Origin of the sequence: Streptomyces sp. NPDC055966, from assembly GCF_042269865.1 — a bacterium.
Lineage (GTDB): Bacteria > Actinomycetota > Actinomycetes > Streptomycetales > Streptomycetaceae > Streptomyces.
Genome location: NZ_JBHJYK010000006.1, coordinates 324,903 through 339,079, shown reverse-complemented (window position 1 = coordinate 339,079; position 14,177 = coordinate 324,903). Strand labels below are relative to the sequence as shown.

At 74.1% G+C, this 14,177-nt stretch carries 11 protein-coding genes; 7 read left to right on the top strand and 4 right to left on the bottom strand.

Going from position 1 to position 14,177, the window contains the following annotated elements; translation table 11 throughout:
• Positions 1 to 141: 141 nt before the first annotated feature.
• Positions 142 to 1,479 carry an FAD-dependent oxidoreductase gene (locus tag ACFC8N_RS15885; protein WP_376288451.1) on the top strand — a complete coding sequence of 446 codons (1,338 nt, stop codon included), beginning with the start codon at positions 142 to 144 and terminating at the stop codon, positions 1,477 to 1,479.
• A gap of 145 nt (positions 1,480 to 1,624) precedes the next feature.
• Entirely contained in the window at positions 1,625 to 2,998 is a 1,374-nt protein-coding gene (locus ACFC8N_RS15880; protein ID WP_362820198.1) for a nucleobase:cation symporter-2 family protein, read from the top strand.
• Here the strand turns inward: ACFC8N_RS15880 and ACFC8N_RS15875 are convergent.
• Complete coding sequence (locus tag ACFC8N_RS15875) at positions 2,966 to 3,322, bottom strand: ArsR/SmtB family transcription factor (protein ID WP_376288450.1); 357 nt, start codon at positions 3,320 to 3,322, stop codon at positions 2,966 to 2,968. The two genes, ACFC8N_RS15880 and ACFC8N_RS15875, sit on opposite strands and share 33 nt — an antisense overlap.
• A 151-nt stretch (positions 3,323 to 3,473) precedes the next feature.
• Here ACFC8N_RS15875 and ACFC8N_RS15870 point away from each other — a divergent pair, with 151 nt between their 5' ends.
• Positions 3,474 to 4,553 (top strand): NADH:flavin oxidoreductase/NADH oxidase, encoded by a 1,080-nt coding sequence (locus ACFC8N_RS15870; protein ID WP_376288449.1) that lies wholly within the window; start codon positions 3,474 to 3,476, stop codon positions 4,551 to 4,553.
• Between the two features lie 121 nt (positions 4,554 to 4,674).
• A complete protein-coding gene (locus ACFC8N_RS15865) occupies positions 4,675 to 7,026 on the top strand; it encodes a DEAD/DEAH box helicase (RefSeq protein ID WP_376288448.1) in 2,352 nt (783 codons plus the stop codon).
• Here the strand turns inward: ACFC8N_RS15865 and ACFC8N_RS15860 are convergent.
• Both ACFC8N_RS15860 and ACFC8N_RS15855 read right to left on the bottom strand, forming a co-directional pair.
• The gene (locus ACFC8N_RS15860) at positions 7,023 to 7,433 is read right to left on the bottom strand and encodes a DUF6221 family protein (protein WP_376288447.1); all 411 of its coding nucleotides are present in this window, start codon (positions 7,431 to 7,433) and stop codon (positions 7,023 to 7,025) included. The two genes, ACFC8N_RS15865 and ACFC8N_RS15860, sit on opposite strands and share 4 nt — an antisense overlap.
• Complete coding sequence (locus ACFC8N_RS15855; protein ID WP_376288446.1) at positions 7,430 to 8,188, bottom strand: PaaX family transcriptional regulator C-terminal domain-containing protein; 759 nt, start codon at positions 8,186 to 8,188, stop codon at positions 7,430 to 7,432. Before ACFC8N_RS15855 ends, ACFC8N_RS15860 begins: the two co-directional genes overlap by 4 nt.
• A 72-nt stretch (positions 8,189 to 8,260) precedes the next feature.
• On the opposite strand from ACFC8N_RS15855, the gene ACFC8N_RS15850 reads away from it, so the two are divergent.
• Both ACFC8N_RS15850 and ACFC8N_RS15845 read left to right on the top strand, forming a co-directional pair.
• Positions 8,261 to 9,940 (top strand): acyl-CoA dehydrogenase family protein, encoded by a 1,680-nt coding sequence (locus tag ACFC8N_RS15850; RefSeq protein WP_376288445.1) that lies wholly within the window; start codon positions 8,261 to 8,263, stop codon positions 9,938 to 9,940.
• A gap of 147 nt (positions 9,941 to 10,087) precedes the next feature.
• Positions 10,088 to 12,070, top strand: coding sequence for a HEAT repeat domain-containing protein (locus ACFC8N_RS15845; protein ID WP_376288512.1), 1,983 nt, complete (start codon positions 10,088 to 10,090; stop codon positions 12,068 to 12,070).
• 90 nt (positions 12,071 to 12,160) lie between these two features.
• Here ACFC8N_RS15845 and ACFC8N_RS15840 read toward each other — a convergent pair whose 3' ends face one another.
• Positions 12,161 to 12,751: a hypothetical protein gene (locus tag ACFC8N_RS15840; RefSeq protein ID WP_376288444.1), complete on the bottom strand. Its 591-nt coding sequence runs from the start codon at positions 12,749 to 12,751 to the stop codon at positions 12,161 to 12,163.
• 272 nt (positions 12,752 to 13,023) lie between these two features.
• Between ACFC8N_RS15840 and ACFC8N_RS15835 the strand changes: the two genes are divergently transcribed.
• Entirely contained in the window at positions 13,024 to 14,112 is a 1,089-nt protein-coding gene (locus ACFC8N_RS15835) for an exo-alpha-sialidase (RefSeq protein WP_356023431.1), read from the top strand.
• The last annotated feature ends 65 nt before the right edge of the window (positions 14,113 to 14,177 follow it).

Below are 14,177 nucleotides of genomic sequence, written 5' to 3'. Positions count from 1 at the left end.
ACGCACGCAACGTAACCGCATGATCACACTCCATACGAACGGACACGCGTCCACGTCACCCCGGCGGCCCCTGCCGTACCGCGCCGGACGGTGCCATGCTGGTGACGTCCGCACACTCTCCTTCCCTCAAGGAGTTCCGCTGTGCTGCGTGTCGCCGTCGTCGGTTCGGGCCCGAGCGGGTGTTACACCGCCCAGAGTCTGGTTCAGCGGGATCCAGGGGTCCACGTGGACGTCCTGGACCGGCTGCCGTGCCCGTACGGCCTGGTCCGTTACGGTGTCGCCCCGGACCACGAGAAGATCAAGTCGCTCCAGGGCAGCCTCGCGTCGGTGCTCGAACACGAGCGGGTGAGGTTCCTCGGCGGGGTCCGGGTGGGCGGTCCGGGCGGGCTGCCGGTGGAGCGGCTGCGGGAGCTGTACCACGCGGTGGTGTACTGCGTGGGCGCGGCCGGTGACCGCCGCCTCGGGATCCCCGGCGAGGAGCTGCCGGGCAGTTGGCCGGCGACCGACTTCGTGGCCTGGTACAGCGCTCATCCGGACGCGATCGACGCGGGCTTTCTGCACGGTGTGCGCTCGGCCGTCGTCATCGGAGTGGGCAATGTGGCGGTGGACGTCGCGCGGATGCTGGTCCGGGGCGCCGCGGAGCTGAACCCGACGGACATCCCGCAGGCGGCTCTCGACACACTGGCGGAGAGCGGGCTCGCCGAGGTGCACGTGGTGGGGCGGCGCGGCCCGGCGCAGGCCCGCTTCACCACCAAGGAGCTGCGCGAGCTCGGCGATCTGCCCGACACCGAAGTGACCGTACGGGCACATGAGTTGGCGCTTGATCCGAGCGACCCCGGCACGCTGCCCGGGGTGTCGCGGCGCAATCTGGAGGTGCTGCGCGGCTGGGCGGAGCCCGCGCCGGAGCCGGCCGCGCGGCGGATCGCCCTGCGCTTCTTCCTGCGGCCGGTCGAACTGCTCGCGGGCGAGGGCGGCCGGGTGGGCGCCGTGCGCTTCGAGCGGACGGCACCGGACGGGCAGGGCGGAGTGACGGGCACGGGCCGGTACGAGGAGGTGCCGGCCCAGTTGGTGCTGCGGTCGGTGGGCTATCGCGGAGTGCCGCTGGACGGGCTGCCGTTCGACCCGGTGAGCGGCACCGTGCCGCACGAGGGGGGCCGGATCGTGCGGGGCGGTGCGCCCGCCCCCGGCGAGTACGTCGCGGGGTGGATCAAGCGCGGCCCGACGGGTGTCATCGGCACCAACCGGCCCTGTGCGAAGGAGACGGCCGCCTCGCTCCTCGCGGACGCGCCCGCGCTGCTCGCCAGGGAGGTGCCCGCGGATCCGGTGCCGGCGCTGCGGGCGGCCGGGTTCGATCCCGTGCCGTGGTCGGGCTGGCTGGCGATCCGGCGGGCCGAGGCCGCACTGGGCGCGCGGCTCGGGCGGAGCGTGGTCAAGCTGGCCGACTGGGACGCGCTGCGCACGGCGGCCCGCTCGGCGTAGCCGGGCCTGCTCCGCTGCGCCGCGGAGGCGGGCGGCCGGGGTGACACACACCGGCAACAGTCCGGAAATCAACAAACTGTTCAAGGCGCCTACGGTCTCCTCCTGTTCGGATGTCACTCCCCGCCCGCCGCTTGCTGGAGTTCCCATGGCCACCACCGCAGAGGTGCACCCCGTCGACGAGATACCGCCGGTACGGCAGCTGGCCGCCTTCGGGTTGCAGCATGTGCTCGCGATGTACGCGGGCGCCGTCGCCGTGCCGCTGATCGTGGGCGGCGCGATGAAGCTGTCGCCCGCCGACCTGGCGTATCTGATCACCGCCGATCTGCTGGTGTGCGGCGTCGCCACGCTGATCCAGTGCGTCGGCTTCTGGCGGTTCGGCGTGCGGTTGCCGATCATGCAGGGCTGTACGTTCGCGGCCGTGTCGCCGATGGTGCTCATCGGGACGACGAACGGCGGGCTGCCCGCGATCTACGGCGCGGTGATCGTAGCGGGGCTGGCGATCATGCTGCTGGCGCCGGTCTTCGGCCGGCTGCTGCGCTTCTTCCCGCCGCTGGTGACCGGCACGGTGATCCTGATCATCGGCGTCTCGCTGCTGCCGGTGGCGGGTGACTGGGCCGCCGGCGGCGCCGGGGCGAAGGACTTCGGCGCGCCGAGGAACCTGGCGCTGGCGGCCTTCGTGCTGGCGGTGGTGCTCGGCGTGCAGCGGTTCGCGCCGGCCTTCCTCGCCCGGATCGCCGTGCTGATCGGCATCGCGGTGGGCCTGGCGGTCGCGGTGCCGTTCGGGTTCACCCGCTTCGGCGCGGTCGCGGACGCCGACTGGGTCGGCATCAGCACGCCGTTCCACTTCGGCGCCCCGGCGTTCCATGTGTCCGCGATCGTGTCGATGCTGGTGGTGGCGCTGGTCAGCATGACCGAGACGACCGGTGACCTGATCGCCGTCGGTGAGCTGACCGGGCGGAAGGTCGAGCCGCGGTCGCTGGCCGACGGGCTGCGCGCGGACGGTCTGTCGACCGTGCTCGGCGGGGTGTTCAACACCTTCCCCTACACGGCGTACGCGCAGAACGTGGGTCTGGTCGGCATGACCCGGGTGCGCAGCCGCTGGGTGGTCGCGGCGGCCGGCGGGATCCTGGTGCTGCTCGGCCTGCTACCCAAGCTGGGTGCGGTGGTCGCGGCGGTCCCGGCGCCGGTGCTGGGAGGCGCCGGTCTGGTGATGTTCGGGACGGTCGCGGCGAGCGGGCTGCGGACGCTGGCCCGGGTCGACTTCCGGGGCAACGACAACCTGACCGTGGTGGCCGTCTCGGTGGCGATCGGCATGCTGCCGGTGGGAGTGCCCACGGTGTACGACGGCTTCCCGGACTGGTTCCGGACGGTGATGAACAGCGGCATCAGCGCGGGCTGTCTGTCCGCGATCGTGCTGAACCTGCTCTTCAACCACCGTACGGCGACGGCGGGTTCGGGTGCCGGCGGCTCGGCGGGGCAGGCGGGTTCAGGCTCCGCCGCCGAGCCGGCGGATCTGTAGCGCGGCGGCGGCGAGCAGGCTGTCGAGCAGCCCGGGAAAGAGGTCGTCCAGATCGTCCCGGCGCAGGATGTTCATCTTGGCCGTGCCCCGGTAGACCTGCCGGATGACCCCGCTCTCGCGCAGCACCCGGAAGTGGTGCGTGGTGGTGGACTTGGTCACCGGCAGGTCGAACTGCGAGCAGCTCAACTCCCCTTCACCGGCGGAGAGTTCACGGAAGATCCGCAACCGCATCGGGTCGGCGAGCGCATGCAGCACGGTCTCCAGCCGGATCTCGTCCCGCTCCGGGTGCGGCAGCGCGCGGCCGGTGGTGGCGGTGTCGGTCACGGCGGCGCCCTTCGTCACATGATCCTGGCCCGTCGATCCGTGATCGTGGCCCACGCACCATTGTACGACACCCATCATAGTTTGACATCTCTCGTAGTACGAGGGTTATCGTACGAGTCGACCAGCGGTCCCGTGACGAATGGAGTCCGTCGTGAGCGCGCTCTTCGAGCCCTTCACCCTGCGCGAAGTCACCATCCCCAACCGGGTGTGGATGCCCCCCATGTGCCAGTACTCGGCCGACCCGGAGGGGCCGCTCACCGGCGCCCCGAACGACTGGCACTTCGCGCACTACGGTGCGCGCGCCACGGGCGGCACCGGCCTGATCATCGTCGAGGCCACCGCCGTCTCGCCGCAGGGCCGGATCTCCCCCTACGACCTCGGCCTGTGGAACGACACCCAGGTGGAGGCCTTCCGCCGGATCACCCGCTTCCTGACCGCCCAGGGCTCGGTGCCCGGCATCCAGCTCGCCCATGGCGGCCGCAAGGCCTCCACCGACCGGCCGTGGAAGGGCGGCGCGCCGGTCGGACCGGAGGCGCACGGCTGGCAGCCCGTCGCACCGAGCGCGGTGCCCTTCGACGAACGGCATCCCGTACCCACCGAATTGACGATCGATCAGATCACCTCGATCGTCGGTGAGTTCGCCGCCGCCGCGCGCCGCGCGCTCGACGCGGGCTTCGAGGTCGCCGAGATCCACGGCGCCCATGGCTACCTCGTCAACGAGTTCCTCTCGCCGCACTCCAACCGCCGCACCGACGCCTACGGCGGCTCGTACGAGAACCGCACCCGCTTCGCCCTCGAAGTCGTCGACGCCGTACGCGAGGTGTGGCCCGAGGACAAGCCGGTGTTCTTCCGCGTCTCGGCCACCGACTGGCTCCAGGACGGCGGCTGGACCACGGAGGACACGGTACGCTTCGCCCGCGATCTGCACGCCCACGGCGTGGACCTCCTCGACGTCTCCACGGGCGGCAACGCCTCCGGCGTGACCATCCCGGTCGAGCCGGGCTACCAAGTGCCGTTCGCCGCCCGGGTGAAGGCCGAGACGCCGCTGCCCGTCGCCGCCGTGGGCCTGATCACCGAGGTGGAGCAGGCCGAGAAGATCCTGACGAACGGCGAGGCCGACGCCGTCCTGCTCGGCCGCGAGCTGCTGCGCAGCCCCTCCTGGGCCCGGCAGGCGGCGCGGGAGCTGGGCGCCGAGACCCGGGTGCCGGTGCAGTACCACCGGTCGGTCTGAGCCCGACGGCCCGCAGCCGGCCACCCCTCGGCACGGCGACACTGCCGGGCCTCGCCGCACGCCCGTCTCCCCCCAGGTCCGCACCGGCCGGTGACAGGATGTGGGGGCGAGGGGAGAGCGGATGGGGCGCAGGGAACGGGAGGCGGTCGCGCGCGCGGCGCGGCTGTACGAGGCGGCACGCTCGCTGGCCGACGACCACGACAAGGCCGTCGAGGCGGTACGGGCGGCACTGCGGCCGATCGAGGACGCGGCGGTGGAGCAGGCGCTCGACGCCCTGCCCGTGGCCCGGCTCCAGGACGCCACCGGCGGGCGGCTGCGGCTGAACGAGGTGGACGGCAGCGGGCTGCACACGGTGCGTCAGGTGCTCGACGCCGGCCCCTACCGGTTGCGGCAGATCCCCGGGGTGGGTGAGCGGACCGCCGGTCAGATCGTCGCGGCTGCGCGCCGGCTCGCCGACGCCGTACGGGAGACCGTCGCCGTACACCTCGACGTGGACCGGCCGCAGCCGCGGACGACGGCGCTCGTCAGGGCGCTTCAGGTGCTGGTGGAGGCCGGGCCGCAGGCGCGGCGTGCCGTCGGCGCGGCCGGCGTGCTCGCGCGGCGCCTCGAACCTCTGCTGTCCGACGCCGGGCCCGCCGCCGGGCGCCTGAGCCTGCTGGTCGCCGGGCAGGACAAGAAAGTCCGCGCGCTGGCGGCCGTCGAGCAGCTGCGCACGGTCGTGGCGGACGCCGAACGGGCCGGCACCCCCGGGGCGCTCGCGCAGGCCTCGGTGGACCTGCTGCGGGCGCCGTCGAACGACCTCGCGGCCTGGGTGGACTTCGAGCTGCGCTCCGCCGAGTACTACGGCCTGCTCACCGAGATCTCCGGGCGCACTCCCGACACGGCGGCCGCCGAGGGCTTCCTGCCCGACGAGATCGCCGAGCGCGTGCACGGCCAGCAGGTGGACGACTCCGGGCTGCGGGTGTCGCTGCGCGGCTACCAGGCGTTCGGGGCCCGCTTCGCGCTGGCGCAGCGCCGGGTCCTGCTCGGCGACGAGATGGGGCTCGGGAAGACGATCCAGGCGCTGGCCGCGCTGGCGCATCTGGCCGCCGCGGGGCAGAGCCACTTCCTGGTCGTCTGTCCGGCGAGTGTCCTGGTGAACTGGACGCGGGAGATCGAGGCGCGCACCTCGCTGCATGTCACGCCGTTGCACGGACCGGACCGGCACGCGGCGTTCGCCCACTGGAAGGGGCGGGGCGGGGTCGCCGTGACGACCTTCGACGCCCTGCGCGGATTCCCGGTGCCGGACGGGGTTGAGATCGGGATGCTGGTGGTCGACGAGGCGCACTGCGTGAAGAACCCCAGGACCCTGCGCTCCCAGGCCGTCGCCCAGTGGGCCGGGCCCTGCGAACGGGTCCTGTTCATGACGGGCACACCGATGGAGAACCGGGTCGCCGAGTTCCGCAACCTGGTCCGGATGCTCGACGAGGCCGTGGCGGAACGCATCGGCGACCGTGCCGGGCTGCCCGGTTCCGTGGCCTTCCGGAAGGCGGTCGCCCCCGTCTATCTGCGCCGCAACCAGGTGGACGTGCTCGCCGAACTCCCCGCGCTCCAGCACACGGACGAGTGGGAGGAACCGAGCGCCACGGACGAGGAGGCGTACCGCGAGGCGGTGCGCTCCGGGAACTTCATGGCGATGCGCAGGGCGGCGTACGCCCGTCCCGAGCGGTCCGCCAAGCTCGTCCGGCTCCGCGAGATCGTGCAGGAGGCGCGGGAGAACGGGCTGAAGGTGGTGGTGTTCTCCGCCTTCCGGGACGTCCTCGGCGTGGTGCGGGAGGCGCTCGGTCCCGACCCGCGCCGGGGCGGCGGGCCGGTGCTCGGCCCGCTCACCGGAAGCGTGCCGCCCGATCGGCGTCAGTCGCTGGTCGACGAGTTCGCCGCCGTGTCCGGCCCGGCGGTGCTGCTGGCGCAGATCCAGGCGGCGGGCGTCGGCCTCAACCTCCAGGCCGCCTCCGTCGTGGTCATCTGCGAGCCCCAGCTCAAGCCGACCGTCGAACAGCAGGCGGTGGCCCGGGCCCACCGCATGGGCCAGGTACGGCCGGTCCGGGTGCACCGGCTGCTGGCGCCGGGCGGGGTGGACGAGCGGATGGTGGAGATGCTGAACCGCAAGGCCCGCCTGTTCGACACCTACGCCCGCCGCAGCGCGCTCGCGGAGGCCACCCCGGACGCCGTCGACGTGTCGGACTCGGACCTGGCGCGCCTGATCGTCGAGGAGGAGCAGATCCGGCTGGGCCTGGCGCACGGCGGGCGGGGTGCCGATGGGGCCGAGGAGACCGGCGGCGAAGCCGACGACGCCGCTTGTGGCACATCCGGCGAAGCACCCGGCGGACTCGGTGGACTGGACGAACTCGGCGTGAGCGACGGCCATTCCTTTCCGGTGCGACACACGCACCCGGAACGGATCCCGGCGCCGGAACGGTCGAACACCCCCTAGGGGCGCCAGCGGTCGTCGTATTCGGGATGACCGGCGAACGGCAGCGCGAGCAGGCGCAGGGTGGTGCAGGGTGCACGGGGGTGCCCGCCCTCGCGGCAGGTGCGGCATCTGCCGCCGTCCCCGGTCCGGTGCTCCGCCACCAGGGCCCGCTTCGCCGGGAGTTCACGCAGCACCCGGGCCGGATCGTGCCGGGCCACATGGGTCAGCAGCTTCACCGGGTCCTCGGCGCCGAACTGCACCATCGGCGTGTGCGTGGACCCGCCGTCCCGGGACGTGAGCACCTGCTCGATCTCGTCCGCGACGACGCCCCAGACCGCGCCGGCCGCACCGGCGACCGCGTCGCGGGCCACCCGTTCCTCCTCCTCGAAGCGGTCCCGCAGGAACGCCTCCAGAGCCGTCGTCGTCATGCGGCGCGCTCTCTGCGGCCGACCGATGCGGACAGCTCCCGCTGGTAGTCGGCGTAGGCCGTGCGCAGGGCCTCCCCCGGCCAGTCGGCCGGGAGGAGGGCGGGCGGCAGGACGGGGTCGGTGAGCAGGTGGCGCACGGCCGCCGCGCAGGCGGTGAAGCGGTCCGCCGGGCCGCGGCCGGCCGCCGTGTGCGCGAGCAGCGTCCGCGCGGTGGCGGCCCAGGCGGCCAACGGCCAGAGCCGGGCGGCCAGTTCGGGGTCGGGATCGTCGGGGCGGGCGGTGTACGTGAGGGCGACGCGGTGCAGGTCGGCAGGCAGCGGGCGGTCGAGGTTGGCCGGGCGCAGCCACACACCCTCGCGGAGTTCGGCCAGGCGCAGGGCGGTCAACCGGGCGCGCAGGTCGGCGCGTTCCGCGGGGCCGCGTCCGGTCGCCGTGATCACCACCATCTCCCAGTCGCCGTCCCACGCGCGCGTGCCGGGACGCAGGGCCTCGTCCTGGCGGCGCTGGCGGGCCAGCAGCCGGTCGCTGAGCCGGTAGACGCCGTCCGCGCGCCGCAGGTCCCCGGCGGCCACCATCCGGCTGAGGGCGGCACGCAGCGTGGAGCCGCCCACGCCGAACGGCTCCACCAGCCGGACCAGGTCCTTCACCGGCAGCTCGGGCGGGTGTGCGCCGAGCAGGAGGCTCAGCACGGCCGACCGCGCGGACAGCGGCCGCAGGTCCGCGTCCTCCGGCTCGGGCGGGACGTTCATGCGCATGGGCACGTACTCTACGTGCGCTCTTGTTGTTGCGTTATTGCTACAGCCGTAGGAAGAGTGCAACATTGCCGTATGGTCTCCACACCCGCACAGCAACGGCCGCAGTACGCGGCTCGGCCGCAGTACGCCACGCACGACGTCACCAACCAGGCCCCGCCCCTGGCCCCGTACGACGCCTCCGACGACCGGGCCCTGCTGGAGGGGCTGCGCCGGGAGGGCGCCGGGTGGGCCGAGGAGGACCTCCGGCGGCTGGGGGCGCGCGCCGGGAGCGCGGAAGCGCAGGAGTGGGGTGAGCTGGCCAACCGGCACGAGCCCGAACTGCGCACCCACGACCGTTACGGCCACCGCATCGACGAGGTCGACTTCCACCCCAGCTGGCACCACCTGATGCGCACGGCGGTCGCCGAGGGCCTGGCCGGCGCCCCGTGGGCGGACGAGCGGCCCGGCGCCCACGTGGCCCGCAGCGCGGGCGGCCTGGTCTGGGGGCACACGGAGGCCGGGCACGGCTGCCCGACCTCGATGACGTACGCCGCCGTCCCCGCGCTGCGCGTCCAGCCGGACCTCGCCAAGCTCTACGAACCGCTGCTCACGAGCCGAGAGTACGACCCGGAGCTGCGCGTGCCGACCGAGAAGCCGGGTCTGCTCGCCGGGATGGGCATGACCGAGAAGCAGGGCGGTTCGGACGTCCGGACGAACACCACGACGGCCACGCCCACCGGCGAGCCGGGCGTGTACACCCTGCGCGGGCACAAGTGGTTCACGTCGGCGCCGATGTGCGACGTGTTCCTGGTGCTCGCGCAGGCCCCGGGCGGCCTGTCCTGCTTCCTGGTGCCGCGGATCCTGCCGGACGGCAGCCGCAACACGTTCCGCATCCAGCGGCTGAAGGACAAACTGGGCAACCGCTCCAACGCGTCCTCCGAGCCGGAGTTCGACCGGACGGTGGCCTGGCTGGTGGGGCCGGAGGGGCGCGGGGTGAAGACCATCATCGAGATGGTCAACTGCACCCGGCTGGACTGTGTGATGTCCACGGCGACCCTGATGCGCAAGACGCTGGTCGAGGCGGGGCATCACGCCCGGTACCGCAGCGCGTTCGGCGCCCGGCTCCTCGACCAGCCGCTGATGCGCAACGTCCTGGCCGATCTGGCGCTGGAGTCGGAGGCGGCGACGACGCTCACGCTGCGGCTGGCCGGCGCGGCCGACCGCGCGGTGCGCGGGGACGCCGGGGAGCGGTCCTTCCGGCGGATCGCCACCGCCGTGGGCAAGTACTGGGTCACCAAGCGCGGCCCCGCGTTCACGGCGGAGGCCCTGGAGTGCCTGGGCGGCAACGGCTATGTCGAGGACTCCGGCATGCCCCGGCACTACCGGGAGGCGCCGCTGCTGTCGATCTGGGAGGGCTCGGGCAACGTCAACGCGCTCGACGTGCTGCGCGCCCTCCGCCGCGAACCGGACTCCGCGGAGGCGCTGTTCGCCGAACTCGCCCTCGCGCGCGGGGCGGACGCCCGGCTGGACGCCACGGTGGCCGGGCTGAAGGACCAGTTGGCCGAAACCGACCAGGTGGGCGCCCGCCGGCTGGTCGAGCGGATGGCACTCGCCCTGCAGGCCTCGTTGCTGGTCCGGTACGCCCCGCAGCCGGTCGCGGACGCCTTCTGCGCGAGCAGGCTGGGCGGCGACTGGGGGCACGCGTTCGGCACGCTGTCCGCCGGGACCGGCCTCGACGCGATCCTGGAGCGGGCCCTGCCCGGCCTGAACTGACCCCTCTCCCCCGGCGAGTGCCGGCCACGCGCGCGTGTGGCCGGTGACAGCCGACGGATCGCACACAGTCAGACCGTGACTGCGGACCGTTGTCAGTGCCGTGGTGCACACTCGCGATCAGGTGGCACTCGCGTGGGGGAGGACTACGTGTTCACGGGGATCGACGAGGTCGACTGGGCCTCGCTGCGGCATGCCCACGGCAGCGCGCGGGACGTGCCTGGATGGTTGCGGGCGCTGGAGTCCGCGGACGACGCCGAGCGGGCGGCCGCGCTCGACGGGATGTACGGCGCGCTGCGCCACGAGGGCGGGGTGTACGACGCCACACCGGTCTGCGTCCCCTTCCTGTTCTCGCTCGCGGCCAGAGCGGAGGTCCCGGACCGGGCCGGCATCGTGGAACTGCTGGTCGGCGTCGGCACGGCGGGTCCGGACGGGGACACGCGCGCGTGGGAGGCGGTGCGCGCGGGTGCGGAGGACTTCGTCCCGCTCGCCGCGGACCCGGACCCGGCACTGCGCGCGGCGGCGGCCGGGGCCCTCGTGCGGTTCCCGACCGAGCCCGCGCGGACCCTGGAGGTGTTACGGCGGCGGCTGCGGGCCGAGCGGGACGGCCCCGTCCTGCTCGCCCTCACCGAGGCGCTCGGCCTGTTCGCCCTCCGGCACCCCGCACACGCCGACGCCGCGGTGGACCTCCTGGCCGAGCTGAGCGCGCCGCCGCACGAGGCGGGGCTGCGGCTGGCCGCCCTCGGGCAGCTCGCGCTCGCGGCGCCCGCCCGGCTTCCGGCCGGCCTGGTGCCGACGGCGGTCCGGCTGCTGCGGGAGCGGTCCGCGCGGCGTGCCGGCGCCGCAGAACAGCCCGCGGCCGACACTCTCGTGGGGCGGCTGCGGCGACTGCGTCCCTCGGACGAGGAGGGCGCCCGGCTGCTGCGCACCCTGCACTCCGCGCTGGGCGACCGTGTGGCGGACCGCAGCGCCCTGCTGTCCGGGCAGTTGACCAGTGCGGACCCGGTGGACCGGTGCAACGCGGTGTGGCTGGCGGCGGCCCTGCTGCGCGGCTGGCGCGGCGACCACAGGGCGACCGTCGCGCTGCTGGGCCGCCAACTGGACGCGGAACAGGACCGGTTGCGGGACGCGGCGGTCGTGGTCCTGGCGGAGCTGTACGCGCTGGCGACGCCCGCGGCCGACGCCCTGCACGCGCTCGTGTGCGCCAGGCCCGACCTGTGGACACACCGCTGGGAGCGCGGCGCCCCCGCGCTCGGCGGCCCGCTCAAGGCGCTGGCCAGGAGCGGTGATCCCCGCGCGCTCCCGGCCCTGGCCCAGCTCCTGGCGGGCCCGGCCGCGCCCGTGGAGCTGGGATTCGAACTGAGCCACCTGGGCGCCGCCGCGGCCCCGCTCGCCCCGGCGGTACGGCACCGGCTCGGCCGGGTCCCGCTGTCCTCCCCGTCCGCCGCCCGGCTCGCCGCCCCGCTGCTGGCGGCGGTGGGAGCCGCGGGGGACGCGGAGGCGGTCCCGGAGGTGCTGCGGCTGCTGTCGGACGCCCCCGACGCCCTGAGGACACGGGACGCGCTGGCGAGTCAGGTGATCGCAACGCTGGAGACCCTGGGCGCCACCGCGCGGGCGGTCCCGCTCCTGCACGCGCTCCTGCCCACCCGGCACGCGGCCGCGGCGGCCGGGGCCCTCTGGTCGGCGGACGGGGACAGCGTCGCCGTACTCCCGGTCCTGCTGCGGGAGTTGACCGAGGGCGAGCCTGCGAGCCGGTGCGTGGCCGCCCGCCGGCTGGGCAGACTCGGTCCGGCCGCGCGGCCCGCGCTGCCCGCACTGCGCCGCGCCACCCGGTCGGGGCGGACAGGGCAGCGGACGTCGGCCGCGTACGCGCTGTGGCACATCGCCGCGGATCCGGAGCCCGTGCTCCCCGTCCTCCGTGCGGCCTGGGCGGAGGACCTGCGCGCCCGCGGCACGATCGCCCACTGCCTGACCACGATGGGCCCGGCCGCGGCCCCGCTACGGGACCTCGTCACGGCGGAACTGGCCGCCCCCCGCCGCCATCTGGCCCGCGCGGGCGCGTCCTGCCGCCGAGGCGTACCGAAGGACGAGGCACTGCTGCGCGCCTGCCGGGAGGTGCTGATGATGGTGTAGCGGGTGATGCGACCGGCGGTGCAGTAGGTGTTGTGGCTGATGGTGCATGGGTGTTGGGAGTGTTCGGGGTGGCTCGTGTGGGTGTGGTGGTCAGACCGTCCGTCCCCACTGTGGGCCGAGCCGTGCCCATTCCGTGTCCCAGGCGTCCATCCGGCGGCGTTCGAGCCGGCGGCGCAGGGCCAGGCCGCCGACGAGCGGGACGGCGGCTGCGCCCGTGCCCACCAGCCCGCCGATGAGGGTGCCCCGGAAAGCGGCCTCGGAGGCGGAGGTGGGGCGGCCGACGAGACGGCCCTGGGGATCGGTCCAGACGGTGACCGGCGTACCGGCCTTGCTGCCGAGCCCCACCCTGACCTGCCCGGTGTGGGCGGTGCCGTCGGCCACCGTCCAGCGCACCTCGGCCCACACCCGCTCCTCCCCGGAGGTGTGGGCGTGCGGGGACGAGGTCTGCCTGGCCGCTCCCACGACACGGGCCACGACGGGCTGCCACTCGGCGCGCTCCCGGGCGAATCCGTGCTCCACCGCCCCGGCGGCCGCGAGACCGGCCAGCACCCCGGCGACGACGGTCAGCAGCCACGTGCCGAGCACCACCCAGGCCTCCACCACGTCGGCCCGGCGTTTGAGCGGGTTGCGCCGCCAGCGCCAGAGCCACACCTTCGGACCACGGAACGCCTTCAAAGGCATCCTCCTCACGAGCGCACCGACCGGCCGGACCGCCCTCCCATACGCGGGAGATCGCTCCGTTGCTCACGACGAGCCGTCTCCTCGACGGTCGCACGAGACACCCGGTTCGCGCAGGCACATGCCGGAACGCATCCGGCCGATCCCCGCCCCAGGCCGACGACACCGCCGTGACCTGCGCAGACGCGCACTCGGAGGGAGAGTGTCAGTGGTGGGGTGCAGACTGGCCGATATCTGACGACTACCTGGACAACGGCGTCCCGGAGGTGATCGGCATGACCGACGTTCTGCTGGCGGTGGGTACCCGAAAAGGCCTGTTCATCGGGCGGCGACAAGGCGGCGGCAGCTGGGAGTTCGACGACGGCCCGTACTTCAACGCACAGGCGATCTACTCGGTCGCCATCGACACCCGGGAGGGCCGGCCCCGGCTGCTGGCGGGCGGTGACAGCGCGCACTGGGGACCGTCGGTCTTCCACTCCGACGACCTCGGCCGCAGCTGGACCGAGCCCGAGCGGCCGGCCGTCAGGTTCCCGAAGGACACCGGCGCTTCGCTGGAGCGCGTCTGGCAGCTGCATCCGGCAGCGGCCGAGCCCGGCGTGGTCTACGCGGGCACCGAGCCCGCGGCGCTGTACCGCTCGGTGGACCGCGGCGAGAGCTTCGAGCTGGTCCGGCCGCTGTGGGAGCATCCGACGCGCGCGCAGTGGGTGCCGGGCGGCGGCGGTGAGGGGTTGCACACGGTGGTCACCGACGCCCGCGATCCGAAGGCGGTGACCGTGGCCGTCTCGACGGCCGGGGTGTTCCGCACGACCGACGGCGGCGCGAGCTGGGAGCCGTCCAACTCCGGTGTGTCCGCGGTGTTCCTGCCGGATCCGAACCCGGAGTTCGGCCAGTGCGTGCACAAGATCGCCAAGGACGCGGCCGACCCGGACCGGCTGTATCTGCAGAACCACTGGGGGGTGTACCGCAGCGACGACGCGGGCGGGCACTGGACCGACATCGGCGCGGATCTGCCGTCCACGTTCGGCTTCGCGGTGGCCACGCATCCGCGCCGGGGCGACACGGCGTACGTCTTCCCGATCAACGCCGACGCGGACCGGGTGCCCGCCGAGCACCGCTGCCGGGTCTTCCGCACCACGGACGCGGGCCGCACCTGGGAGCCGCTGGCCGAGGGGCTGCCGCCGGAGGCCCACTACGGCACGGTCCTGCGGGACGCCCTGTGCACGGACGACGCCGACCCGGCCGGTGTGTACTTCGGCAACCGCAACGGCGAGGTGTTCGCCTCGTCCGACGACGGCGACAGCTGGCAGCAGCTGGCCTCACATCTGCCGGACGTGCTGTGCGTGCGGGCGGCGGTGATCGGCTGACGTCTCCCACGCCCGCGTGCGCGGCGGGAGCGCGGGCGTGGGCGCCCAGCTCCGGCCATCGGTTG